Raw genomic sequence first — 26,400 nt, 5'->3', positions numbered from 1 at the left:
TTAGCCGCTTTTCATCACAAAGTATCGCACTTATCAGCTATATCTAAGGGGACTGATACAAGCATTGGTAAGTTTTGCTCTCAGCCCTAAAAATCTAAGCCCACAATCATGTTTCGGGCAACAATGATGGTTGCTAAAGTGATCGCAACTATGACAGTACTAATGATCCCTGTTCGGTTTGATTTTAACCAACCAAGAAGACCAATCGATAATATAAACAAAAGAAAGGCTGAGGTTGCTGCAGAAGTACCAAAATTTCTGATTCGTCCAATAGCATCAAGTGCCTCCTCTGTGAAGCTTTCAATTCCAACTAACCGTAAACTGATCGAAACATCAATATACAACGCAATTAAAAACAACAATGTCGTAACAATAAACAGGAGATAGTTAACTGTAGCCACTAAACGCTGATCTTTACCCCGAATAATTTGTACTGCAATAGACAAAGAAAAACCTGCCATCAAACTACTGATATAGGCAACTTGACCAGATCTGAGTTCAAGAATTTCATTCATCATAATGAGGTACCTTTAAACAGTTTGCTTATAGGATATAACCTTTTAGCTCAAGCTAGATCAGTTTGACTAAAAAAACAGCCCTCATAAGAGAACTCTTTCTAAGTGAAGGGCTGCAGGCCATGTACAGGAAAGCTGCAGACGACCTTACATACCAAACCTGATGAAACCAATCAGATAAGGGACTTTATTTCAGTTTGTTATAGGCAAACAGCAGAATAAATGCACCTGCTGTGGCTGTAGCAATGCTGCCAAGACTCAGACCATCCATACCACCCAGGCCGATCAGACTACCAAGGAAACCACCAACGAAAGCACCAGCGATACCTAACAAGGTAGTGATGATAAAGCCGCCACCATCTTTACCCGGCATCAGCCATTTAGCCAGCATACCCGCAATCAGGCCTAAAATTACCCATGACAGAATTCCCATATCTCACCCCATTTTCATATAAATATTAAGTAGTTAGTTTAGCTCAAACTGCAAAGAAATCTCACCTAATTTCTCATAGGCTAAGGTAAAAGGCATATCGGGTGGTATTTCAATAACTCCGGCATAGGAGCTGGTAATCACCCACTGTCCCGTCTCAATAGCCAAACCTCGTTGTCTAAGGAAATTCACTAGCCAAAACAGCGGTATCTGCGGATAGCCGTTCGGATGCTTGCCCTCAATTTTAACAGGCTCTGATGCAGAACCTATCTTCAGGGCAAACTCAATTTCTGATGTACTTAACGCTTCTTCAAGGGTTATTTCAGGGCCAAGGCAAAGCCCTTGATTAAACAGACAGTCCGACAGATGCTCAAGATAACTGATCGAGTCGGGTTCGAGATAGCGGCTCTGAATCAGCTCCAGGGATAATCGGGCACCCGACAACGCCGCAATAATTTCCGCGTCAGTATAGGGTTCTTTACGGCTGGGAAGGGTCTGTCCAAATTGAAAAGCGATCTCCGGCTCTATTTTGTATACACCCTCATCCGTATTCATTGAACAAGAAGAGCTTTTATAGAGGGTTTCAGTATAGATGGGAGCGATAACCGGCACATTTTTTAAACCATCAATGTCGATAGGCAGCGCACACTTCCAACCACCCACACCACCATATGTCAGCCCAATTACCGCTTGCTGAATAGCCAATGCATCATCCACAGTCTCAGGTCGACACTGTGGCTCTAAGGGGCCGGTTAGTCGATTATCCAGTCGACGACTCACTAAGGTTTCTGCTGCCGCCTGAATATCTGCCTGTTGCATTAACTTTCCTATAAATCTCAAAAATGTAGGGATAGATTGAAACTGAATCTTTAGCTTAAATCTACTGCTTAGGTTCAAATATTAGCCCTAATTCAAGTCTATATGTAAATCAGCATTTAACCTTTCAAAGCAAATGAACAGATACACCCTACTGTCGCCCTCTGATTGTTTTTTGATCTATTTGAAAATACCAGGCGTAACAGACACAGCTTCAGCATCATTTGGGAGCCCGACAACCCTCCGATATATATGAAGTCACCTAAAGGTTTATCAAAAGAACTTTGAGAATAATAAAATGAAAAGTATAAGAAATATTATTTGCGCGTTCTTTCTAACCCCCACTATAGCATTTGCAGGGGGCATGAAAGAGAAACCAACTATTGTGGATATTGCAGTCGGAGATGATTCCTTTACTACTCTGGTCACTGCACTTAAAGCCGCAGACCTGGTCTCTGTACTGGATGGCGATGGTCCATTCACGGTCTTTGCACCCACCAATGAAGCCTTCAGTAAAATCCCTGCAGCAACACTGGCAAACCTGCTTAAGCCAGAAAACAAAGAGCAGTTACAAGCCGTTCTAACCTATCATGTAGTGTCAGGCAAAGTAGATGCGGCCACAGCGATGACTCTGTCAAAAGCCGCAACGGTTCAAGGTGAGATGATCGATATCAGCATGAATGGCAAGAAAGTGATGATCAATAATGCCAGCGTTATCGTTGCTGATATCAGCGCACGAAATGGTGTTATTCATGTGATCGACACTGTGATATTGCCCCCCTTCAGTTTTATAACTGATTGGGTGATGTACTTCTAAATTAGAAGAGCCCGTATGGGCTCTTTTGGGTTTATAACGGTAAGAACCTTCCACAGAGGATAAGAGAACTTAATTAGCCAAACCATAAAACATCCGCAACGCGGTGATGAAGAGAAACAGGGCAAAGAGTTGTTTCAGCAGTTTTGCATTGATCGCATGGGCAAGTTTTGCACCGACTGGGGCCATCAACATAGTAGCAGGGACAATCAACGCAAGACCAATAAGGTTGATATAGCCCAGGGTGAGCGGAGGACGTGACTCAACTCCGATGCCATTTATCAGAAAACCTATCGCACCCGGAACACTGATGACTAGGCCCAGGGCTGCGCCCGTCCCAACCGCGTTTATCATCGGCACTCGCAAAGCACTTAAGATAGGTACACTGAGCGTGCCACCGCCGATTCCCATCAGGGCAGAAATACCTCCGATGAAAGCACCGATCAGACCTGAACCAGCCGGACCAGGAAGGCCATCCGCGATGCTAAAGCCCTCTTTCTTAAATGCCATATTCAGTGATACCAACAACGCTATGGAGGCGAACACCGCGGTTAATATATTGCCATTCAGGTAACCACTGGCGATAGCGCCGATAACAACACCAACAATGACGCCGGGCACCAGTTTTTTCAGCAGATTTCTATCCAAACTACCCCGCAGATAATGGGAGCGTGCTGATATTATCGAGGTAGGAATAATCGTAGCCAGAGAGGTCCCCACCGCCACGTGCATTCGTACCGTTTCATCAACCCCCAGAAAGGTAAACAGGTGATAGAGCACTGGTACAATTACAATCCCGCCGCCCACACCCAGTAAACCGGCCATAAGACCGGCAACTATACCAGTCACCATCAAAGACAGCGCTAATCCAACAAGCCAACTGACTGAATAGTCTGCAAAAATATCCATAGCCTAACTAAGTTCCTGAGTAAGATGAGGGGCGGATTTGTTCAGGATAATACCAGCAATAGTAAATTTTACATCTCAGTCCGCCACAACCCTGTCTCGGCCACACTGCGAGCATACTCTGAGAAATCTTTGGGCGGGCGGCCAAGCGCACGCTCAACCCCGTCACTCAGATAAGCGTTCCGGCCATCAAGTACTGTCGTGAACAGATAATCCAACATCCAGGCAACCTCCTTTGGCGCGCCAGATTCTGTTACGCCAGCCACAAAAGCGGCGTGCGGAATTTGAACATAGGCAACCTCGCGATCAGTTGCTTTTGACAGTTCGCCGGCAATATCGGCAAAGGTCATCAGACGCGGGCCAGTGACCTCGTAAATCTCTCCTTTATGCCCTGGCTGGGTTAACGCTGTGATAACCACTTCTGCTATATCGTCAACATCCACGAACGGCTCAGGCACATCGCCAGCGGGCAAGGTAATCTGCCCCCCGAGGACCATATCGATAAACGCACCTTCGGAAAAATTCTGATTAAACCAACTGGCGCGAACAATAGTCCAGTCAACGCCACTTTCCTGAACAATTTTCTCACACGCCTGAGCTTCAGCTTCTCCCCGACCGGACAGTAACACCAAACGCTTTACTCCAACCCGCCTAGCCGTTTCAGTTAAAGCACGTATTGAATTGGTTGCACCGGGAATCGCCAGATCTGGCGCATAGTTGATATAGACCGCTTCAACATCCTTAAGACAACCATCCCAACCTGCTTCATTATTCCAGTCGAAAGATGGCGAAGCTGAACGAGAGCCTTTGCGGAGAGGGACACCTAAGGCGGCTAAACCCGCACAGATCCTGCTGCCCGTCTTCCCGGTCGCACCGAGCACCAGAGTGAGTCCGTTAGTCAATTGATTTGAATGAGTGTTCATAGCTTGCTCCTATGTGTTGATTGCAAGCTATAAATTTAAGGCATTTACCCACGGGAATATTGACGAGCCCGGCCAACCTTTTGACCTCAGACGCCAAGTTTCATCGTCTGGCTATTTGGATTGAAAGCTAAGTCGGTATGAGCGAGGAGTTTGCCCCTGCCAACGTTTGAAGGCACGGGTCAAGGCACTTTGTTCTGAGAAACCGGTCATGAATGCCACTTCAGCCAGGGAGTACCCAGTCTGTTGCAATAGTTGCTCGGCTAGCTGTCTTCGTGACTCATCCACCAGCGTCTGATAGGAATAACCCAGTTCCGATAACCGTCTTTGCAATGTTCGACCACTCATACCAAAGTGCCCTGCTATATCAGTTATAGTCGGTAAACCTTCACTTAAGCACCTTGATATACGGGTAAGAACCTGCTGATCGAGTGAATTATCTTCACTAAGCTTCTCAACTTCAGATCTCAAGTGTGTATCAAAAAATTGGGAAATACTTTCATCACCAAGCTTATTCGGCGTTTGTAAGCTAGTTGTAGAAACTAGCAGTGCGTCTCGGTCTGATTCGAAACTAACCGGACACCCGAAATAGGCTTCATGAGCAGTTACAGACTTTGGCGCTGAGTGTTTGAAATGTACAGCAACCGGTTTGAACACCCGAGTGGATACCTCTCGACTGATCGAAGTAATACTAGCTAAGGTTGCTTCGTTGGATAAACGCATACCCAGACGTCGGTCACCAGTTCGATGAAGGTGAATGAATGCCCCCTGAGTGACCGCTTCAACTTCATAAGTAGACACAGTGGTCAGTATTCGAGCATAGCGTTCGGCCCGATCAAACGAGCCTCGAAGGTGAGTCGCTGACTTCCAGGCAAGACCGAAGGCACCGTAGTCATTACAACACATCGCCGCACCCACTCTAAGGGGTATTGTTGTGCCATTAGCGTCCAGTGCAGCGAGCCTTTCAAGCAGTACGTAATACTCCTTATCCGATAGCATATGCGTCGGATCTACCGGACTTTCAGGTACGATGCCTACGGAGCGCAACAATTGTTCCTTATCGATACTCTCGTCGGCTTCATTAATAACTTTTCTAACAAAAAGCGAGGTTACTTGTCCCATCTGTTTAGGTTATCAGCTTAAGAAACAAATGAAAGCCCGCGTATTGTGTGTCTCTAGGGTTCAGTTAGAGGCATACAAAGGCCAGTGGCTTGTTTGATTGAGCTAACTCTCTTAGGATTGAGATTCTCTATCCTAAACGTTTTCTGGCAAACTCAATGCGCATGCCTCAGCCCTAGGAATCAACATATATGGCTCGTAACACAATGAAAGCTATTGTCACAACTGACGTTGGCGGATACGAAAAACTAGCCTATAGAGAGGTCCCTATCCCTGAAATAATGAAGGGTGAAGTGCTGATTAAGGTGTTGGCTGCAGGCATCAATAACACTGAGATTAATACAAGATTAGGGTGGTATTCCTCATCAGTCACTGAATCCACAAATCAAATTTCATCTAATGAAAACGTCACTCAGAATATAGATGGCGGCTGGAATGAAAAGACTCCTTTCCCCTTTATTCAAGGCACTGACTGTTGCGGGCAAGTTGTCAGCATCGGCGAAGGAGTCGATAACTACCTTTTGGGTAAACGCGTATTGATTCGCCCCTGTATACGAGAGAACGGTTTTAAATCACAAGAGAGTGTCTGGATGGGGTCTGACTTTAATGGCGCATTCGCACAGTACGTTAAGGTCAGGGCGAGTGAAGTATTCCCCGTTACCTGTGACTGGACTGATGCTGAACTGGGTACGATTCCTTGTGCGTACGGAACCTCTGAGAATATGTTGCACAAAGCTGCATTAAACGCAGGAGAAACAGTATTAATTACCGGCGCCTCTGGCGGCGTCGGATCTGCAACAGTGCAGTTAGCCAAACGCAGGGGTGCGAAGGTTGTCGCCATCGCTGGTGACGAGAAGCATCAGGCAGTAAAGGCCATCGGGGCTGATTCAGTATTCGGCCGGTCTGTAGATCTATTGGCTGAGTTGGGCGAGCAATCCATTGATGTTGTTGTCGATAACGTAGCTGGCAGCGGGTTTCCCTCTATGCTTAAACTATTAAAGCGTGGAGGACGGTTCGTGTCATCAGGCGCTATTGCCGGCCCTATGGTTGACCTTGATATGCGCAATTTGTACTTAAAAGATATAACGGTAATAGGCACGACCCTGTGGGACGAACCTGTTTTCCCAAGGATTGTGAGATATATTGAACAGGGGGAGATCCGACCACTATTGGCTAAGACCTTCCCTTTGTCATCCATTGCAGAAGCACAAGAAGAGTTTCTACAGAAAAAACACGTGGGTAAGTTTGTACTTATTCCTCCAACTGACTAGTTTATGGCAGGTTCTTTATTGCTTGTTAAGAACGGCCACTGCTACTTTTAGAGAATTGCATTTTTTAATGCGCTTATAGCGACAATTTTGTCAGCTATTCCCTTCACGTCAAGATATTGGGTACAAAGTAACCTGATTCTCGAAGATACAAAGTAAGTCCACGCTGCTTGTGTTACAATTCAACTTCGGCAAGTCTGAGAGCATCAACGTCTTGCGATCTTATTTCTTAGTCTTTCTTTGGCTTCGCATAAGCTGTTTCAACAGCGACATTCAGTTACTCCCGTAACCTCCTGTTTCTAGCTACTCACCTCGAACTCTCAATCGAGTTTACTTTTAGATCTGGCGATAGCCGTTTTTGACGCCTGTAATTGCTTGCACCGGGAGTGCATAGCAACAAGCAGCCTATGTGGTGTTCATAACCACATCGGCTGGCGAGATCTATTCTGGCTTCACCTTTAGGGTAACTATGACGACGATTAATGAACAATCTCAACCGACTATACTGTCTTACGTAAAAGATCTGCCTAACATATGCTCTCTGGCAGGCTTAGCCTGCACGCTATTAGCCATTTATTTTAGCATTATCGGCGTATTTCATGCGGCAATGATCGGTATGGTTTGGGCTGTCGGCTTCGATTGGGCCGATGGACTCATTGCACGCAGAATGAAAGGCAGAACGGGAAAAGACAGTGCATTTGGAGGCCAACTTGACGTATTGATAGACATTGTCAGCTATGGCGTGGCTCCCGCTATTCTTGTCATGAGCTATGGGAAGTTTGAACCAGCATTCCTTATCGCCGCATTCATAATGCTATCAGCCGCAGCCATCCGTTTGAGTTATTTTAGCACTTATGGGCTTTCTGGCGGTTCAAAATATACAGGCCTGGCACTGGACAATAATAGTTTGATTCTGGTGCTTATATTTGCCTTTGAAAGCGTATTCAGTGTACCAGTGTTTACAGTCATTCTATCTCTCAGCGGGCTGGGGCTTGCTGCTTTAAATGTATCTCAGATTAAGACTCCGAAACTTTCTGGGAACCCAAACAATGTCTATATTCTCGTTATTTATACCCTTGTGATTACTGTTTTTTATGGATTGAAGTTTTTATAAACAACACAAGCATAACCAGAAATAGACAATTAAATTATGTTTTATCAAAGAGTTATAATATGAACGTATACACAGTTGGCACATTCGATCTATTACATGTAGGTCACTTAGCATTATTAGAATATTGCAAAACACTAGGAAACGTTATGGTCGGAGTGGCTTCTGACAAAGTCGTCAATTCATATAAACCCAACGTACCTGTCATTCCTTTAGATCAAAGAAAAGAGATGCTGGAGGCCTTAAGCTGCGTCGACCAGGTACAGCCTTATTATGAGCTTGAATACGTGGAAGCCTGTAAGGACCTGAACGTCGACATATTCGTTATTGGTGAAGACTGGGGCGACAAACCCCATAACCTGGCGGTAGAAACCTATTTAAAGGCTGAAGGAAAGAAGATTATTCAGGTGCACTACAACCCGCGTACATCTTCGACTCAAATTAAACAAAATGTTATCGCTCAATCACATAGAGATCACTATGTAGAGCAGACAATTCTTTGAAAGACTAACGCTCTTTGTGTCCTCTGTGGTGCGGTTATCCCAAATAGCTTGCCACAGACAAATAAGTATCAGGAAACCTCAGGAATAAGCCGTCGCATTGGCACCATCGATGAAAGACTAAATCCCTGTCGATGATAAAAACGCTGCGCGGCTTCATTTGCCTGATCAGTCAACAATGTAATACGCAACACTCCCTGCTTCCGAGCATGTTCGATAGCATACTCTAATAGTTCAGTACCGCTATTCGAGCCACGAAATTCAGGTGCAACCACCATATCTTCAAGCATACAAACCCGACCACCCAACGCGGTAGAAACACTGTAGAGCAGACTAATCATTGCAATGATCTTCCCTTCCTTTCTGGCCACCAAAATATTGCCGATCTCAGGGGTAACTATAATGATTTTTAAGCCACGCAGTTGAGCCTCGACATCCTGCTTAAACTCAGCCTCCTGATCGAACAGATAACCTAACAACTGACAGAGTTCTGGAATATCTTTTTCAATCGCTAGCGTTATAGTCATATCAATACCTGAATAGAGGTTTCTGCTTTTTCTAACGATAGATGGCATAGGTATTCAGCACCCTCTATGACTCACTACCAGGCAGTAGAAGAGAGATCGCAGCCGCTATCGCCAGAAACAGCGCAGAGATCCAAAGACAAGCGGTTAATCCAGCGACCTGAAACAGATATCCAGACAACACTGTCCCTATCAGTCGCCCCATAGCATTTGCCATGTAGTAGAATCCAACATCCATGGAAGCACCATCTTCACGGGCATAACTGACAATCAAATAGCTGTGTAGCGAGGAGTTGATGGCAAAAACTCCACCGAAAAGCAGTAAACCAGCCAGCAGGGCTGTTTGCGGATAGACGTTATTGGTCAGTGAAAGCGCGATAATAACAGGCAACATAACGAGCCCTGAAACCCATAAAAAAGCCTCTCGCCCACCAGGAACACGCCCTGAACGTTTACCCGTAAAATATGGAGCTACTGACTGGATAACCCCATAAGCGATCACCCAGAGCGCCAAGAAACCACCCACTGACCAATGATCCCAGCCAAAAGTGCTTGCCAAATAGACAGGCAGCGCCACCACAAACCAGACATCCCGTGCACCAAACAAGAACATCCGCGCGGCAGAAAGGTAGTTAACCGCCGGACTTTTGGAAAATATCTGGCTGAATTTAGGCTTGTTTTTCGCCTTCCCTAGCTCCTCTTTTAACGACACCAGACTTAACAACCACACTACACCCAGCGCAGCAGCCATAACCAGCACCGCACTCTGAAAACCTAACAGTGATAGCAACACGCCGCCGAGAAAGAAGCCCGCTCCTTTCAACGCATTTTTAGAGCCAGTTAGTATCGCCACCCACTTGTAGAGCGCCCCTTCCGCATTAGCCGGGACCAGTTGTTTAACCGAACTTTTGGCGCTCATTTTATTCAGGTCTTTGGCAATCCCGGACAACGCCTGAGCCAACATTACCCAAGGCACCGTGAGCATAGCAGCAGGCACCAATAGCATACCCAATGCAACCACCTGTAATCCCAGACCGATATTCATCGTCCTGTTCAGGCCGATCCGGGCTCCGAGCCAACCGCCAAGTAGGTTGGTTAGCACACCGAAAAATTCGTAGAACAGAAACAGCAACGCGATCTCTAACGGGCTGTAACCGAGCTGATGGAAATGTAGCACCACCAACATCCGCAAAGCCCCATCAGTTAAGGTAAAGGCCCAGTAGTTTCCTGTCACGATCAGGTACTGCCGCAGCGCGGGTGTCAGTTGTCGAACAGCAGATATCAAAACTTACGCCTGTTCCTGCTCTGCCACCATCCGCACCAGTTCAACGGTCCGGTTGGCATAGCCCCATTCATTGTCGTACCAAAGGAAGAGTTTAAGTTGCGTCTCGTTCACCACCATGGTCGATAGAGCATCGACAATGCAGGAACGCGGGTCGGTTCTATAATCAACCGATACCAGTGGACGCTCTTCATAGCCAAGAATCCCTTGTAGCTCTGTTTCAGAAGCCTGCTTCAGTAACTGGTTTACTTCAGCTTCAGTAGTACCCCGTTGCAACTCAAATACACAGTCAGTAATAGAGGCATTAGCCAGCGGAACTCGTACCGCATGACCGTTCAGCTTGCCCTTAAGTTCGGGGAAGATATGGGTAATCGCGGTCGCTGAGCCAGTAGTTGTCGGAATCAGGCTAGTACCACAGGCCCGCGCCCGGCGCAGATCTTTATGGGGTGCGTCCAGTATCGTCTGGGTATTAGTAATATCGTGAATGGTGGTCATCGAGCCATGTTTAATGCCCAGTTTTTCATGGATGACTTTCACTGCTGGCGCCAGACAATTAGTGGTGCAAGAAGCCGCAGTCACAATCGGGTAAATATCCTTATCGTATAGATGGTGATTAACCCCCATGACGATATTAAGAATCCCATCCTCTTTCACCGGCGCCGTCACTACCACCCGCTTAACCCCCTGATCAAGATAGGGCTGTAACTTCGCTTTGCTCTTCATCACCCCGGAGGCTTCGATAACAATATCGCAACCGGACCAATCGGTATCGTCTATCGCTCGATTCTGAGTGCATTGCAAGCGCTTACCTTCGATAAGCATCTGATTACTCTCAAGACCAGTACCTGCCGTTGCTTCATATTTCCAGATACCGTGAACGGAATCGAAGGTCAGCAAATGCGCCAGGGTAGCAGCATCACCGGCAGGATCGTTGATCTGAACAAACTCCAGTTCAGGCCAGTCCCAAGCAGCCCGCAATGCCAATCGTCCCATCCGGCCAAAGCCGTTTATACCTACTTTAAGTGCCACCCTATGACCCCCTTAACTGCTAATCTACTATTCGTATTTTATAGTACTTTTTATTAAAGCGTTTCAGCTCTGAAGCCAAACTGTGACGTCCACCTGAGTCGGAATACTGCCACTATGTACCAGTTGTTCATCGATCACCACGGCCGGTGTCCGCATCACGCCATAGCTCATAATCACCTGAGCATCAGTCTCTTTTACGACCGTCACTTCAACACCCAGTTCAGTAGCCCGTCTTTCAAGCAGCTCTGCAGTTTTGGTACATTTAGCACAACCACTGCCTAACACTTTGATAGTTTTCATAATACGCTCCTTAGTTTTCATAGCTCTGTCTTGGGGTCATATCACCGGGAACAGAAAATTAAAGATCCAGCCAATCAGGGTGAACGCAATCAGTAGCATGACAAACAAAATCGCTAGCAAACGCCATTGCATCACCTGCTTCAACAAAATAAATTCAGGAAAGCTGGCCGCCACCGTGCTCATACAAAATGCCAGAGTTGTACCTATAGGCAAACCATTGGTGATCAGGCTCTCCATCACTGGAATAACACCGGTAGCGTTAGAGTAGAGAGGGATACCCACGCCCACAGCAGCAGGCACAGTCCACCATTGTCCATCTCCCAGATTAGCTTCTATCCAGCCATCCGGAACAAAGCCATGCAGTGCTGCCCCCAGCCCCACACCAATAATCACCCACTTCCACACCCGGCCAAAGATTTCCAGGGTTTCATCGCGGGCAAACTGGTGCCGCTCGGCCATCGACATTGCATCAGCAGAAACAGAACCACCTGCACTATTCTGTCGTCCCTGTTCCAGCGCCTTTAAGGCAAAGGATTGCAACCAACGTTCTGCCCGAATAGCATCTAGAAAAAAGCCTCCGAGAATGCCCACCATCATACCCACGAGAATGTAAACAAGGGTAAATTTCCAACCAAGTAAACTCAGTAATAGTAGTACGGCAACTTCGTTAATTAATGGAGAGGTCAACAGAAACGCCATGGTAATTCCCACCGGAATACCCGCCGAGGTGAAACCCAGGAAAACCGGAATACTGGAACATGAGCAAAAGGGTGTGACCGCACCAAAACCAGCCCCCATCAGATAACCAGCCCCACGATGCTTACCCGCTAAAAAATCTCGTACGCGCTCCACATTGAGTGAAGCCCGGGCAAGCGCTATCAGATAGATCATGACCACAAGGAGAACAAAGATTTTAGTCGTGTCTTCAACGAAAAAATGTAGCGCCTGACCCGTTTTTGTTACTGATGAAAGTCCAGCCAGATCATATGCCAACCAGTCAGCAAGCCTGGTGAATACCTCAAACATCTGTTCCCTCCTTCCGCTTAGCAGACGTCATTGAGACGATCAGGTCGAACATTCATCTGCTGTAACCGCAGATTAGCCTCTTCGAGATAATCCCTGTTCATCACTGATGTTTCCCACAACACATTCCGGCACCATCTGGACAAATCAGGATTGATACTATAGAAAATCCACTGCCCCTGACGACGATCAGTCAGCAAACCAGCCTTTTTCAATTGAGCCAGATGGCGAGAAACTTTCGGCTGACTCAACTCCAGTGCACTCATTAGCTCGCACACGCACAGCTCTTTTTTCTGTTTGATCAAAAGAACAGATTTAAGTCGGGTTTCATCAGCAATACACTTAAAAAAATCTACCGGGTTCATAATTAATATAACCAAATCCGTATATATGATTAATCATATATACGAAGTATTGAATATGAAAGCGAATCGTTTATGAATATGAAATTTGAGCTCCACCTCTTGACCCTTATCAGCATAATTTGAATCAGTTGATGGTATCCTTTTTTTCCCAATTTATGGCGGTTCTATTAATGCACTCCACAAAGCACTCATCTGAACAACACTCCCTTGAACAAGCGATTCAAGAACAGCTGAAACCTAACCAGCCACGTCAGCTAAAAGAGATTCCAAATGATGAAACGCTGGTGTATCAGATTGAACAAAACCTCTATATCAATCTTACTGATCGCTGCACCCTCGCCTGCCAATTTTGCCCCAAGCATAACGGCTGCACCGAAGTAAAAGGCTATGATCTTGCTATAGAAGTTCGTCCACCAGCCCAACAAATCATCGACTTGATTGGCGACCCTAACAATTACGATAGCGTCGTATTCTGTGGCTATGGTGAACCGACATTACGCCTTAAACCGATGCTGGAAATTGCGCACTGGGTAAAGAAAAATGGGGGAAAGACCCGACTGAATACCGATGGTTTAGGGAACCTGGTTAACAAACGGAATATCCTGCCAGAGTTAAGTGAGTGCATCGACGCACTGTCAATCTCACTCAACGCCCAGAATGAAGCGGTTTATATCCGCCACTGCCAGCCTGTTCTGAAGGGATCTTATGAAGCGATGCTGGAGTTTATTGCGCTATCGCCTGAACATATCAGTGATGTCAGTGCCAGTGCAATTAATGGGCTAGAAGGCGTCGATATTGACGCCTGCAGAGAACTCGCAGAAGCGAGAGGGGTAAAGTTCAAACAGCGGGAGCTCGATGTAGTAGGTTAAGTCTTTCGAACAAACGCCTAACCCTTCCCACTCTTGTTCAAGATTAGCTATTCTCGCTACACCATTGGTCAAACACTGATTGCGGCATAGGTTTCCCCAGATGGAACCCTTGTGCTAAATCGCAGCCCTCTTCTTTCAATAGCTCCAACGTTTCCTGATCCTCGACCCCTTCAGCCGTCACTTCTAAACCCAGGTTATGAGCCAGATTGATGGTGGCGTTTACAATCACCGCATCACTTTCGTCCCGCAAAATATCAGAAACAAAAGAACGGTCAATTTTAAGCTCTTTAAGGGGTAAGCTTTTCAGATAGGATAATGATGAATACCCGGTACCATAATCATCGATAGAAAATTGAAAACCCATATCATGTATACGCTTAATAATCTCCATTGCCGCATCAGGATCGGTCATGATTGAGCTCTCGGTAATTTCCAAAGTAACCCATTCCGGGTTGATACCGGTAGCCCCTTTAATGCCGGATATCAAATCTGGCAACTCTGGGTTATTAAGGTCCTTAGCCGACAAGTTTATTGACAGAATAATGTCCAGCCCCTGTTTATGCCATTTTGCACACTGGGCAAAACCTTCCTGAATAACCCACAAAGTTAAGCCCTGAATCAGACGGGTACGCTCCATCAGTGGGATAAACTGATCGGGACCCAATAAGCCATGCTTAGGGTGATTCCATCTTACCAACGCTTCAGCGCCGCTTATAGAACCGTCAGCAACTTTGATTTTAGGCTGGTAGTAAAGCTCCAGTTCCTGGTTTTCGAGAGCATGACTCAAGTCACTCATCAGGGTTAGTTGTTTCGGGCTATGCGCATCAAATGAGGAGTCATACACCGCACTGCCTTTATTGGAATTCTGAGCCATATATAGCGCGATACCTGCACGCTGAACCAAAGTATCAACATCAGTACCATGAAGCGGAAAGTGTACAATACCAATATTGGCCTGGGCCGAAACCTTAATCTGCTCAATATAAAAAACATCATGCAAAACACGATGAACACTCTCAGCCAGATCAAGCACCTTTTTTTCCGACAGTTGTTCAGTGATTAGCATGCTGAATGTATGATTTTCCAGCCGGGCAATAGTCACCGGAGAGGGAAACGCACTTTCTAAGCGAACCGCGACCTGTTTAATCAGACTGTCACTACTATTACGTCCCAGGGTATCGCTGATCTCTTTATAGTTAGACACTTCAACCAGAAGTACAGAGAAAGCTGTCTGACCACGGGGCGATACGATGAGTTGCTCTACCCGGTCATAGAACAGTTCTTTATTTGGCATATCGGTCAGCAGATCATGGGTAATACTATGACGGGCCTGCTTTTCAAAGCTGTCCGCTTTATCACGCAGTTCTTGGGTCTGGTCCATGACCATCGCGCTGGCTTCATAAGCCAGGACAGTACTGGAATACTGCCCCCAGAAAGCAAATATGAAGGGTACAAGATCCAGTATCCAGAGAGCAAAATTTGTCTTCTGGGCATGCAGCACACTGGAAATACTAATATTGCCAGACTCTAAATAAGCTACCGCAAAGGTTGCCGTGATCAATGCCAAAGCGGCTACAGATATTCCCTGCCAGGCCGTTTTCGAAACCCTTGAACGAAACACTTTGACATTATTATGCAGAAAATCACTGGTTGAACTATTTATCATACTCACAACATGACTCCTTGTCGTAGATCCCACTCCCCTAACCATAAGCCTTACCCGGAGATTAGCAATATGACTTTTTGACAAAAATCACCAAAGTGAGTGAGTCTATTTGTTTTTTCTATAGTAACTACAGAAGAGGACATTACCGCCTACAAAATATGCAAAAAAAAGCCCCTCAATGAGGGGCAGAAAAAAGTCGAGTCTGGAAATACCATTACCCGAAGTTAGTATACAGTCCTTAAAACAAAGAACTGTGGAGACTTCTGTTACACACGATGGCGCTGTTCCCGATTAATTGGGAACACCCCTGCTTACTCTGAAGCCGCTATCAGACTGGCATTACCCCCTGCAGCGGTTGTATCGACACATAGGTGACGCTCCAGGGCAAAGCGCTCTACCGCATTACGCTCAGTAATAAGTGGTATTAACACCCCATCACGTGAAGCCAAAGCAACCCGATAGTCATGCAGAGTGATCTGGCCTGCACTGCTTGCTACCGCAGCCAAACCAGTCACATCCGCCAACGCTTGAGATTCAAGCTGACCACTAACCGCTAATACCGGCAAACCATTCTCGATCGCAGCCTGAAACTCAGCTTCAACACCGGGTGCGACAACCACAACAGCATTCCCTTGAGAAAGCGCCAATACAGCCTGACGCACGGCACTTGCCAAATCAGGACCCAGACAAAGGATCGTTCCACGGGCGTGAGTAGAAAGCAGGTTAAGCTCACCGGTTGGACCCGGCATAGTTTCCGCCTCTTGCTGTAGATCGGCAAAAGAAACATTCAATTCCGGAAACAATGCTTGTAACAGTTCAGACTTATCAGTTCTCGCAACCCAATCGCTGTTATCAAGACTACCCATCGACTTTTGTAACTTGTCAAAACCAACCGTTGCAATCAAATCAGACACTACTTCTGTTACAGGTTCTGTTTTCATAAATCGTTTCACGTACTGTGGGCCACCCGCTTTAGGGCCGGTACCAGACAGACCTTCACCACCAAAAGGTTGAGAACCAACAATGGCACCGATCTGGTTACGGTTTACATAAATATTACCTACTTTGATACGGTTACAGATCTGTGCCACCCGGTTATCAACCCGGGTATGCAGGCCAAATGTCAGGCCATAACCCGTATCATTAATAGTATCTACAACCTGATCGATCTGGTTAGCTTCAAACGTCACCACATGCAATATTGGGCCAAAAATCTCCTCTTTTAGCTCAGCAATACTGTCCAGTTTGATTACGGTAGGTGAAACAAACAGCCCCTTATCCGGCTTAGCTAAAGACTTCAAAACCCGGCCCTGAGCACTAAACTTGCTGCAATGCGCTTCAATCTTATCTTTCGCTAGCTGATCAATAACCGGCCCTACATCTGTACTCAGCACCCAAGGATTACCTATTTGAAGTTCATCCATCGCACCAAACAGCATCTCCAACAGGTTATCGGCAATATCTTTCTGCAAATAAAGTACACGCAATGCAGAACAACGCTGACCTGCACTTTGGAAAGATGAAGCCAGAACATCACGTACAACCTGCTCTGGCAGCGCTGTAGAGTCTACAATCATCGCGTTCATGCCACCGGTTTCAGCGACTAATGGCGCATCTGGAGCCATATTCTCTGCCATTACCCGATTGATTCGTTGTGCCGTCACTGTTGAGCCTGTGAAGCAAACACCAGCAATACGGCTATCGGATGTCAAAGGAGCACCCACAGCAATACCGCTACCCGGTAGTAACTGAATCACATCTTTAGGAATACCTGCCTGATACATCAATTCAACCGCACGGGCGGCAACTAATGGCGTCTGATCAGCTGGCTTCGCCAAAACAGCATTACCTGCAGCGATTGCCGCCAGTACCTGACCGGAGAAAATTGCCAGAGGGAAGTTCCACGGAGAGATACAGGTAATAACACCCCGCGCTTCGCCAGCCGCTTCATTGCGAATAGCCTCCAGAGCATAGAAACGTGCAAAATCCACCGCTTCACGTAGCTCACCAACCGCATCCAGCAAAGTTTTACCCGCTTCACGGGTCGTCAGTGCAAAGAGTTCTGCGGCGTTATCTTCAAGCAGATCAGCAAATTTTTGCAGACATGACGCCCGTTCTTCAGCGCTCTTTTGTGACCAGCTGCTGTACCCCTGTTGAGCAGCGCCAATAGCCGTCTCTATATCTACGGCACAAGTATTGATCACCTGACCTACGCAATCATCGGGCAGCGCCGGATTATGAATAGCAGTCGTTTCTGTGCTTTGGACTTCGCCAGAAATCATAGGTGTTGCCGACCACTGATGCATTTTAAATTTACTTTGTTGCGCTTCTAATGCCGTAACCTGGATAGGATCAGTGATATCCCAGCCACGGGCATTAATACGCTTTTCACCAAACAGATTAACTGGACGGGCGATAGCGCTGCTACTGATAGATTCACCCAATCTTTCAACAGCGGTGAACGGATCACGGGCGATCTCTTCGGGTTTAATCCGGGTATCAACAATCTGGTTGACAAAAGAACTGTTCGCCCCATTTTCTAACAGTCGACGAACCAGGTACGCTAGCAGATCACGGTGAGCACCTACCGGTGCATAGATCCGACAGCGGGTGCTTGCTGATTTCAGTACGGCGTCATGCAGAGATTCCCCCATGCCGTGAAGCCGCTGAAACTCAAATTCTTCATGATCCAGATGACGTGCCAGATGAAGAATACCTGAAACCGAGTGAGCATTGTGAGTGGCGAACTGCGGGTAGATCCGATCAGTCATTGCCAACAGTTTTTCTGCACAACAAAGATAGGAAACATCTGAATTAACTTTACGGGTATAGACAGGAAAACCGTCCAGTCCCATCTCCTGAGAACGCTTAATCTCGGCATCCCAATAGGCACCCTTAACCAAACGCACCATAATCTTACGATCAAGACGATTTGCCAGGTCATAGAGCCAGTCCAATACAAAGGATGCACGGGGACCAAACGCCTGAACCACAATACCAAAACCATCCCAGCCTGCCAGAGCTTCATCAGAGAGTACCGCTTCAATAACATCGAGAGAGATATCCAGACGGTCCTGCTCCTCTGCGTCGATGTTGAAGCCCATATTTGCTTCTTTCGCCTGCAAGGCCAAGGCTTTAGTACGCTCAACCAATTCAATCATCACCCTATCTTGCTGAGCAAACTCATAACGGGCATGCAACGCAGATAGCTTGACCGAGATCCCCGGATTCATCCGAATATCACTGTGAATGCAAGCAGGAGCCAGTTTACCTATAGCATCGCTATAAGACTGGTGATAACGCAGAGCGTCTGCATCGGTGCGTGCAGCCTCACCCAGCATATCGTAGGAATAAGAGTAGCCCTGTTTTTCCAGTTTACGGGCACGCTTAGTCGCTTCGTCAATTGTTCTCCCCAGAACAAACTGACGACCCAGCTCTTTCATAGACTGACCTACAGCCGTACGGACAACCGGCTCACCCAATCGCTTAACCATACCGCGCAGAGTCTGAGTAATACCCTTGTCTTCTGTTGGTGCAATCAGTTTCCCTGTTAACAGCAGTGCCCAGGTGGACGAGTTAACCAGCGAAGACTTGGACTTGCCCAAATGTTCACCCCAGTTACCGGATGCAACCTTATCTTCAATCAGAGCATCTATAGTCACCGCATCAGGCACCCGCAGCAGCGCTTCTGCCAAACACATTAAAGCAACGCCCTCTTTAGTTGTCAGGCCATATTCTGCAAGGAACTTTTCCATCATTGAAGGCGAGCTTTCATTACGAACTGTGGTCACCAGCTGTGCCGCATTAACAGAGATCTGATTGCGATCTTCTACTGTCATACGCGCATTGGCCATCAGCTCACGGATAACCTGGCTCTCTTCAGCCAGATAGTGCTCACGAATGTTTACCCGGAACTGGTCAGTTGTATTTGTCATAATTTCACCTTCAATCGTTACCAGCATCTCAATGTGTCAGAAACACTGCCTTTGTATCTCTCTATTGTAGCCATGGTTAATAAATCATATTCCCTATTATCTTAAACATGATGGTGAATTGTTTTTTATTTATCACATAAATAAAGACTATTTATGTTTTTTATGTAAAAAAACAGGTCATATTTAAAACCAGCCTCACTTTAATCATGGCACAAAAAAGCCCCGCTTAGCGGGGCTTTTTATTTCAGTCAGTATCTACTCAACTTTTCAATTCAGTTTCGAATCGCTCAAAACACTCTTCCGTTTCGCGCGCAGGTGCCGGGGTAGCCAAGGTGACACCAACAATAGCAACAAAAGCAAATAGAATACCTGGGATAATCTCATACAGATCAAACCAACCACCACTTAATTGCTTCCACACCACAACAGTCACACCGCCCACAATGATGCCCGCAAGAGCACCGGCTTTATTCATCCGCTTCCAATACAAAGACATAATCAATGCAGGACCGAAAGCCGCACCGAAACCAGCCCAGGCGTATGACACAAGACTGAGTACTTTAGAGTCTTTATCCAGTGCAAAGAAGGTTGCAATAACAGCGATAACAACCACGGCAATACGACCCACTTGAACCAGCTTTTCCTGCGATGCATCTTTATTAAACAGCGCCTTATAGAAATCTTCAGCCAGTGCAGAGGAAGATACCAATAACTGGGAGTCAGCAGTACTCATCACTGCAGCCAAAATCGCTGCCAGTAAAATACCCGCAACAGCCGGGTGAAAAAGTGCATCAACTAAAACCATAAAAACAGTTTCACTATCACCCAGGCCATCTGGCAGATAACCAATTGCCGCCAGGCCGATCAGGCAAGCACCCACCATAGAGATAGCGCTCCATATCACCGCAATACGCCGAGCAGCAGGCACTGAATCTTTGCTCTTAATTCCTTTAAAACGAGCGAGAATGTGTGGCTGACCAAAATAACCTAACCCCCATCCCAACAACGATAAAGTTCCTATCAAGGTGATAGGTGCACCATCAGCATCAGTAAACATATTTAGTAGTTCAGGGTTTTTAGCGTGAACAGCTGCCAGCGTACCATCCATACCTCCCAGCTCACCGATCGCAATCACCGGTACCAGTACCAGAGCGCCTACCATCAACAATCCCTGTACTACGTCAGTCCAGGAAACTGCCAGGAAGCCACCAAACATAGTGTAGGAAATAACAGCTACAGCACCGACGACTACCGCGATGGTGTAGTCAAAACCAAATACGGTTTCAAATAGCTTTCCACCCGCAACCAGACCAGAGCTGGTATAGAACAGGAAGAATACCAGTACAAAGAATGCAGATACGACACGCAGGCTGTGGCTAGTATCGTTGAAACGCTTCTCAAAGAAAGCAGGCAGAGTCAGAGCATCTTCAGCCACTTCGGAATAAACCCGCAGACGTTGCGCAACCAGCAACCAGTTCAACCAAGTACCGACCAACAAGCCCCCGGCCAACCAAAAAGAACCATAACCCGCTGACATAGCATAGCCAGGTAGCCCCATCAGCAACCAGCCACTCATATCGGAAGCGCCTGCACTCAACGCACTGGGCAGTGGGCCCAAATTACGTCCTCCCAGAACATAGTCAGACAGATCTTGAGTACGGCGATATGCAACAACACCGATCGCCAGCATCAGTATCAGATAGATGATAAAAGTAAGCGTTATCATTAATGAGCCTCATCGTTAAAATATTATTATTTCTTAATCCGGTATCCTTACCGGCTCTTTTTTAACCGCGCTCCCTGTGGCAGCTCAAACAGTTGTCACGAACCGCTCTACACAACCCTATACGTTGATAGAGTCGGTTCAGGACAACTGGGCCAGATTTTTGGCTAAATGAGCGACATAGCTTACCGAACAAGCAAAAGGCTTTTTCTCTATTTATTACACTTAAAAAGTAAATTCGTTTGTTTTATCTAAAAAATCATTAAAAAAAGAAACCCTTAACGCCAGTAGCATGAAACATAAACAAAGATAATGAAAAGCAAAAAAAAACGACTCAGAAGATATTTCTGAATCGTTTTTTGGGACCAAGAACTTATAGCAGATTAACTCAGCTCTAGCAGAACACTTAAGGCTACCGAGAAAATGGCACAATCGATCAGTTTGGTGTTCTGAATATCCCTCAGAGTATGGTGCCAGCGCTCCAGTTGTACTGACTTATTCTGCTGCCAATACTCTAATCGTTGCTCGACACTACTGCCCGGTTCGCCAGATTGCAGAACCTTAAGCGTTAACGCGCGATGCTGATTATCAAGCTCTATACGATAGCTGTTTTTCGCCAGCGCCTGCCAGTGATTAACACTGCTAAACTGACGAATCTGAAGGTCCAGCCAGATCAGATTAAGACTAGTACCAACGCCGAAATAGGTTTTCGCTACCTGCTCGACATCTTCATCGGTATCGCGGGCAACATCGATCACATCCAGCAACCAGTATATATTCTCACTAGCCGCACAGAATGCGGATAACGGTGCTGGCACGCCCGCTCCTGTGTAACGTTCATATTTTTCAGCCAATCGATCAGCCGGAATTACTTTGTGGATCTCTTCATCTGATATCACTACCTGATCAATGGCCGGTTTATAAATTTCAAGGCAGTGCTGAATATCAAGGCCGTCCCGGTGATGACGTAATAGCCATTGGGTGCCGCGAGCCAACAGTTGTACCAGGTCTTTCATCATCGTGACTTGTAACTCAGCTGGAACCTGATTATCAAGCGCTTCTATCTGTTGCCAATGGCTTTCAATATCAAATACCTCGCGGGCAACCATATAGGCCGCGGCGATCTGAGCATAGCTAACACCGATCGCAGCACTGAGACTGTATACGAAAGTGATACCCATTCTATTTATTAAATCATTAGCAATCTGAGTTGCCGTAATCTCCCGGCGCAACCGGTGGTTATGCAACGCTTCCGGAAACTCTTCCAACAAACGCGCTGGAAAAGCAGTCTCCATCTCGCGTGCGAAGCCTTTATCGTCGGTCAGCCATGAGTTTATCAGCGCCTGTTTCAGCTCAATTCGTGCATAGCAGATCAATACAGAGAGCTCTGGCCGGGTTAACCCCTTGCCCTGCTCCTGACGCAACATTAACTGTTTTTCTGTCGGCAGGAACTCAAGCTCTGGATTAAGCTTACCTTCACGCTTTAAGCTCTGCATCAAACGCAGATAGTCATCTAAAGACTCTTTTGCGTGACTTTCTGCAATATTCAGTGCCTGAGCCTGACGATAGTTGTTCTTCAATACCAGAACAGATACATCATCAGTCATCTCACGGAGCAGCTGATTACGCTGTTTCATGGTCATATCGCCCTGATTGACCAACTCATTCAGCAGTATCTTGATGTTAACTTCATGGTCGGAACAATCTACACCACCGGCATTATCGATAAAGTCGGTATTTGATGAGCCTCCTTGCAGCGCAAATTCAATTCGCCCTAACTGAGTAAAACCAAGGTTCCCTCCCTCACCCAGTACTTTACAGTTTAGCTCATGACCGTTCACCCGAAGGTTATCGTTAGCCTTGTCGCCTACTTCTGCATGGGTTTCCTGGGAGGCTTTCACATAGGTACCGATGCCGCCATTCCAGAGCATATCAACCGGGGCTTTCAGCAGCGCATTTAGCAGATCGGTTGGAGCTAGACGGTCAGCAGTAATGGCAAAACGCTTTTTCATTTCCGGAGAGATATCGATCCATTTTGCCGAACGGGAAAAAATACCACCGCCCTTACTGATCAGTTTAGCGTTGTAATCTGACCAGCTGGAGCGGGGCAGCTCAAACATCCGCTTACGCTCAACGAACGAGCTGGCTACTTCTGGATTAGGATCGATAAAGATATGCATATGGTTAAATGCAGCCACCAGACTGATGGTTTCAGACAGCAGCATGCCGTTACCGAATACATCGCCCGCCATATCCCCTATGCCAATAACAGTGAACTCTTCCTGTTGGGTATTTAAACCCTTTTCTCGGAAATGAAGTTTGACTGATTCCCAGGCTCCACGCGCGGTAATACCCATTCCTTTGTGGTCGTAACCCTGACTACCGCCGGAAGCAAACGCATCACCCAGCCAGAAACCGTATTCTTCAGATATAGAGTTAGCAATGTCCGAGAAGGTAGCAGTACCCTTGTCCGCAGCAACTACCAAATAGGTATCGTCTTCATCATGACGAATTACAGATTCAGGATGGACAACCTCACCGGCTACCAGATTATCGGTAATATCCAACAATCCCCGAATATACGTTTTATAACACTCAATGCCTTCTGCCTGAATCACTTCCCTATCCGCATTCGCAGGCATTCGCTTACAGATAAAGCAGCCTTTAGCCCCCATCGGAACTATCACCGAGTTTTTAACCTGCTGCGCTTTTACCAGCCCTAGTACTTCTGTACGGTAATCCTCCATCCGGTCGGACCAACGCAAACCACCTCGCGCCACCTTGCCGACACGCAGGTGCACACCCTCAACTCTTGGAGAGTAGATAAACACTTCAAACTTTGGCTTAGGCTCTGGAATCTCTGGAATCGACTGAGAATCAATTTTAAAGGAGAAATATGCTTTATCTTCACCATTAATCTGCTGAAAGAAATTGGTTCGCAGCGTGGACTTTATCACGACCATAAAACGGCGAAGAATCTTGTCATCATCAAGGCTGCTAACCCCTTCCAACGCTGCCAGAATGCTTTCTTCTATCTTCTTCTCTCGGTCAGGGTCCAGCATATCGGGACGGAAACGGCTGCGGAACAACTCAACTAACTGCTGCGTGATAGCCACGTTACGCACCAGCACATCGGCCATGAAAGGCTGAGAGAAACCGAATCGCAACTGTTTAATATAGCGCGCATAAGCCCGTAACATAGCGACTTTACGCCAGGTCAGCCCCCCGGCGATAACCAGCCGGTTGAATTCATCACTATCCGCCTGACCATCCCAGACTCTAGAAAAGGCTTCCTGCAGAATGCTTTTTACCTGATCAAGTTCTACAACCGCCAACTGCCCATAGCTAACTCGGAAATCGCTGATCCAGTACTCTTTTTCATCCCGATCGGTTACCACATAAGGGTGCTCACTCATCACCTTAAGGCCGAGATTTTCCAACAACGGAATGACTTCGGATAGTACTAAAGGACGGTCAACACTGAACAGTTTGAATTTCAAAATGCCCGTGGATTCTTCGAATGAGCGATAAAAACTCATGGCGATCGAGTCGTCTGATGTCAGATAAGAGATATGCTGCAGATCATATACTGCGTTGCCAGTAGAAAAGTTCTCTTTATAAGCTGCTGTGAAAGCACCATTAAAGCGGTTTGCAAAACGGCTGCCTTTCTCTTCACCATAAGCATCAATCAAGCTAACACTCAGATCATCATCCCAGGAACGGGATATTTCCAGGATTCGCGCTTCAATGGTGGCGATGTCCACTTCGGCCTGCTGATCGGGATCACTAAAAATTACAAAATGTGTTCGAGATAAGATCGACTCAGAAATCTGTGAGTTAGCTTCGTAATCTCTGCCGTGAAGCCCTTTATAGAGCAGATGCAATACGGTGTTTCGCAGCTTTGTGGTATAGAGATCACGGGGAATATAATACAGACAAGAATAAAAGCGTTTACTGGAATCCTGACGAACAAACAGACAGGCCCGACGTCTTTCCTGCATATTGAAAATGCCAAAGCTGGTACGCTTAAGATCTTCAGTTTCAGCCAAAACCAGCTCTTCACGCGGCATATCGGTGATAATCTGAACCAGCGCTTTATGGCTATGTCCTCCCGGCTCAAATCCACATTCTGACAGTATGGCAATCAGCTTCTGACGAACCACTGGAATCCGTAATGGATTAGTCAGGAAAACAGAGGAAGTATACAGGCCGTTAAAACGACATTCGCCGATGACTGCTCCCTGCGCGTCAAACCGCTTAATAATAATCAGATCCCGGTAAACCGATCGATGTACAGTGGAACGTTGCACATCTTTACTGAACATTGCCAGTTTTTCGGCCAGTACAAACTGCTGTTCTAGTTGGCTCAACTCTGCACGTACAGGCGCCTGACGCTGAGTCCCCAATTGAGTCCCGTCTACCGCATCGGTAAAGACCTTCCCCTTACTCTGGCTGACAACAACTTCTTCATAACCCTGAAAAATAAAATTATCATCTAGCAACCAATCGAGTAACTTCCGGGTTTCCTTGATCTCCGGACTGTTTGCATCCCGATTACGCAGTTCCTCTTTCAGTTCCAGAACTTTCTCTTTGATAGGTACGAAATCGTCAACAACTGCTTTTACATCAGCCAAAATGCTCAACAAGCTATTTCTTAGCTCCTCCAACATCTTAGGGTCGGAGTGGCGATCAATTTCAAGGTAAATCATCGATTCCATCGATGAATTTTCATCGCGCTCTTTGGCTGGCTTAATCTGTTTCAGCTTATGAGTTTTGGTCCGTTCACACGCCAGCACACAGTTATTAACACTGAAAATAGCTAGTTCCCGACGGTTTAACTCTATCCTTACAGAGTCAACCAGAAAAGGAACATCAACGTTATGAATCTGGATAACGGTATGATTGGAATGCCATCCATGCTGTTCATAGTCAGGATTAAACACCCGAACGTCCGGTGTCGGTGCCTCGAAGTCCTGCATCAACTGCCAGTAGGACAACGCTGTAGAATAGATATACTCTAACGAACGTCCCTGTAACTCTTCAGGTGCAGCAACACTCAAAAATTGCTGAGTAAAAACCTGCATTGACGAATGCAGGCTTTCACTCACTTGGGCACAAAGTTTTTCGCTGAGCAGTTCAATAATCTGTGGTTTGGACAGACCGACTAAATCATGCATGATGTGTAGACTCCAGATAGCACTCGCTATGACCGGCAGGTACCGGCTTATTATTATTCCTTTATCCGTGCCAATTCGATTTAATAGCTCGTTACAATTTGGCACTGA

General features: G+C 46.5%; 21 protein-coding genes. 5 read left to right on the top strand and 16 right to left on the bottom strand.

Annotation, left to right across the window (positions count from 1 at the left end; all coding sequences use genetic code 11):
• Positions 1 to 86: 86 nt before the first annotated feature.
• The 3 genes from QZZ54_RS03035 to QZZ54_RS03025 form a co-directional block, all read right to left on the bottom strand.
• Positions 87 to 518 carry a hypothetical protein gene (locus QZZ54_RS03035; RefSeq protein ID WP_290698389.1) on the bottom strand — a complete coding sequence of 144 codons (432 nt, stop codon included), beginning with the start codon at positions 516 to 518 and terminating at the stop codon, positions 87 to 89.
• 184 nt (positions 519 to 702) lie between these two features.
• Complete coding sequence (locus QZZ54_RS03030) at positions 703 to 948, bottom strand: GlsB/YeaQ/YmgE family stress response membrane protein (protein ID WP_290698386.1); 246 nt, start codon at positions 946 to 948, stop codon at positions 703 to 705.
• Positions 949 to 981: 33 nt separating this feature from the next.
• Complete coding sequence (locus QZZ54_RS03025) at positions 982 to 1,764, bottom strand: hypothetical protein (RefSeq protein WP_290698383.1); 783 nt, start codon at positions 1,762 to 1,764, stop codon at positions 982 to 984.
• A 361-nt stretch (positions 1,765 to 2,125) separates the two neighbouring features.
• Here QZZ54_RS03025 and QZZ54_RS03020 point away from each other — a divergent pair, with 361 nt between their 5' ends.
• A complete protein-coding gene (locus QZZ54_RS03020) occupies positions 2,126 to 2,578 on the top strand; it encodes a fasciclin domain-containing protein (protein ID WP_290698380.1) in 453 nt (150 codons plus the stop codon).
• Positions 2,579 to 2,647: 69 nt separating this feature from the next.
• Here the strand turns inward: QZZ54_RS03020 and QZZ54_RS03015 are convergent, their stop codons facing one another.
• The 3 genes from QZZ54_RS03015 to QZZ54_RS03005 all read right to left on the bottom strand — a co-directional run bounded on the left by QZZ54_RS03015 (position 2,648) and on the right by QZZ54_RS03005 (position 5,523).
• Positions 2,648 to 3,484, bottom strand: coding sequence for a sulfite exporter TauE/SafE family protein (locus tag QZZ54_RS03015; protein WP_290698377.1), 837 nt, complete (start codon positions 3,482 to 3,484; stop codon positions 2,648 to 2,650).
• A 68-nt stretch (positions 3,485 to 3,552) separates the two neighbouring features.
• Positions 3,553 to 4,404 (bottom strand): NAD(P)H-binding protein, encoded by an 852-nt coding sequence (locus tag QZZ54_RS03010; RefSeq protein WP_290698374.1) that lies wholly within the window; start codon positions 4,402 to 4,404, stop codon positions 3,553 to 3,555.
• 111 nt (positions 4,405 to 4,515) lie between these two features.
• A complete protein-coding gene (locus QZZ54_RS03005; RefSeq protein WP_290698372.1) occupies positions 4,516 to 5,523 on the bottom strand; it encodes an AraC family transcriptional regulator in 1,008 nt (335 codons plus the stop codon).
• A gap of 188 nt (positions 5,524 to 5,711) precedes the next feature.
• Between QZZ54_RS03005 and QZZ54_RS03000 the strand changes: the two genes are divergently transcribed.
• From QZZ54_RS03000 to QZZ54_RS02990, 3 genes are all read left to right on the top strand, one after another.
• Positions 5,712 to 6,791 carry an alcohol dehydrogenase family protein gene (locus QZZ54_RS03000; protein WP_290698369.1) on the top strand — a complete coding sequence of 360 codons (1,080 nt, stop codon included), beginning with the start codon at positions 5,712 to 5,714 and terminating at the stop codon, positions 6,789 to 6,791.
• Positions 6,792 to 7,257: 466 nt separating this feature from the next.
• Complete coding sequence (locus QZZ54_RS02995) at positions 7,258 to 7,902, top strand: CDP-alcohol phosphatidyltransferase family protein (protein WP_290698367.1); 645 nt, start codon at positions 7,258 to 7,260, stop codon at positions 7,900 to 7,902.
• Positions 7,903 to 7,961: 59 nt separating this feature from the next.
• Complete coding sequence (locus tag QZZ54_RS02990) at positions 7,962 to 8,402, top strand: adenylyltransferase/cytidyltransferase family protein (protein ID WP_290698365.1); 441 nt, start codon at positions 7,962 to 7,964, stop codon at positions 8,400 to 8,402.
• 68 nt (positions 8,403 to 8,470) lie between these two features.
• Here QZZ54_RS02990 and QZZ54_RS02985 read toward each other — a convergent pair whose 3' ends face one another.
• The 6 genes from QZZ54_RS02985 to QZZ54_RS02960 all read right to left on the bottom strand — a co-directional run bounded on the left by QZZ54_RS02985 (position 8,471) and on the right by QZZ54_RS02960 (position 12,922).
• On the bottom strand, positions 8,471 to 8,926 hold the full coding sequence (locus QZZ54_RS02985; protein ID WP_290698364.1) for a GNAT family N-acetyltransferase: 456 nt from the start codon (positions 8,924 to 8,926) through the stop codon (positions 8,471 to 8,473).
• Between the two features lie 64 nt (positions 8,927 to 8,990).
• Positions 8,991 to 10,205, bottom strand: coding sequence for an organoarsenical effux MFS transporter ArsJ (gene arsJ / locus QZZ54_RS02980; protein ID WP_290698749.1), 1,215 nt, complete (start codon positions 10,203 to 10,205; stop codon positions 8,991 to 8,993).
• A 6-nt stretch (positions 10,206 to 10,211) separates the two neighbouring features.
• Complete coding sequence (locus tag QZZ54_RS02975) at positions 10,212 to 11,234, bottom strand: ArsJ-associated glyceraldehyde-3-phosphate dehydrogenase (protein WP_290698361.1); 1,023 nt, start codon at positions 11,232 to 11,234, stop codon at positions 10,212 to 10,214.
• Between the two features lie 63 nt (positions 11,235 to 11,297).
• Positions 11,298 to 11,534 (bottom strand): thioredoxin family protein, encoded by a 237-nt coding sequence (locus QZZ54_RS02970; protein ID WP_290698358.1) that lies wholly within the window; start codon positions 11,532 to 11,534, stop codon positions 11,298 to 11,300.
• A gap of 36 nt (positions 11,535 to 11,570) precedes the next feature.
• The gene (locus QZZ54_RS02965; RefSeq protein WP_290698355.1) at positions 11,571 to 12,560 is read right to left on the bottom strand and encodes a permease; all 990 of its coding nucleotides are present in this window, start codon (positions 12,558 to 12,560) and stop codon (positions 11,571 to 11,573) included.
• Between the two features lie 17 nt (positions 12,561 to 12,577).
• Positions 12,578 to 12,922: a metalloregulator ArsR/SmtB family transcription factor gene (locus QZZ54_RS02960; protein WP_290698352.1), complete on the bottom strand. Its 345-nt coding sequence runs from the start codon at positions 12,920 to 12,922 to the stop codon at positions 12,578 to 12,580.
• Positions 12,923 to 13,092: 170 nt separating this feature from the next.
• Between QZZ54_RS02960 and QZZ54_RS02955 the strand changes: the two genes are divergently transcribed.
• Positions 13,093 to 13,791, top strand: a complete 699-nt coding sequence (locus tag QZZ54_RS02955) for a TatD family nuclease-associated radical SAM protein (RefSeq protein WP_290698349.1) — start codon at positions 13,093 to 13,095, stop codon at positions 13,789 to 13,791.
• Positions 13,792 to 13,834: 43 nt separating this feature from the next.
• Here the strand turns inward: QZZ54_RS02955 and QZZ54_RS02950 are convergent, their stop codons facing one another.
• The 4 genes from QZZ54_RS02950 to QZZ54_RS02935 all read right to left on the bottom strand — a co-directional run bounded on the left by QZZ54_RS02950 (position 13,835) and on the right by QZZ54_RS02935 (position 26,292).
• On the bottom strand, positions 13,835 to 15,457 hold the full coding sequence (locus QZZ54_RS02950; protein WP_290698746.1) for a bifunctional diguanylate cyclase/phosphodiesterase: 1,623 nt from the start codon (positions 15,455 to 15,457) through the stop codon (positions 13,835 to 13,837).
• Positions 15,458 to 15,768: 311 nt separating this feature from the next.
• Positions 15,769 to 19,392: a bifunctional proline dehydrogenase/L-glutamate gamma-semialdehyde dehydrogenase PutA gene (gene putA, locus QZZ54_RS02945; RefSeq protein WP_290698346.1), complete on the bottom strand. Its 3,624-nt coding sequence runs from the start codon at positions 19,390 to 19,392 to the stop codon at positions 15,769 to 15,771.
• Positions 19,393 to 19,651: 259 nt separating this feature from the next.
• Entirely contained in the window at positions 19,652 to 21,118 is a 1,467-nt protein-coding gene (gene putP / locus QZZ54_RS02940) for a sodium/proline symporter PutP (protein WP_290698343.1), read from the bottom strand.
• A 380-nt stretch (positions 21,119 to 21,498) separates the two neighbouring features.
• A complete protein-coding gene (locus tag QZZ54_RS02935; RefSeq protein ID WP_290698340.1) occupies positions 21,499 to 26,292 on the bottom strand; it encodes an NAD-glutamate dehydrogenase in 4,794 nt (1,597 codons plus the stop codon).
• Positions 26,293 to 26,400: the final 108 nt, after the last annotated feature.

This window comes from Amphritea sp. (assembly GCF_016744155.1).
GTDB lineage: Bacteria > Pseudomonadota > Gammaproteobacteria > Pseudomonadales > Balneatricaceae > Amphritea.
Note: the sequence above shows the minus strand (reverse complement) of the source record. Positions and strands in the feature narration are given on the sequence as shown.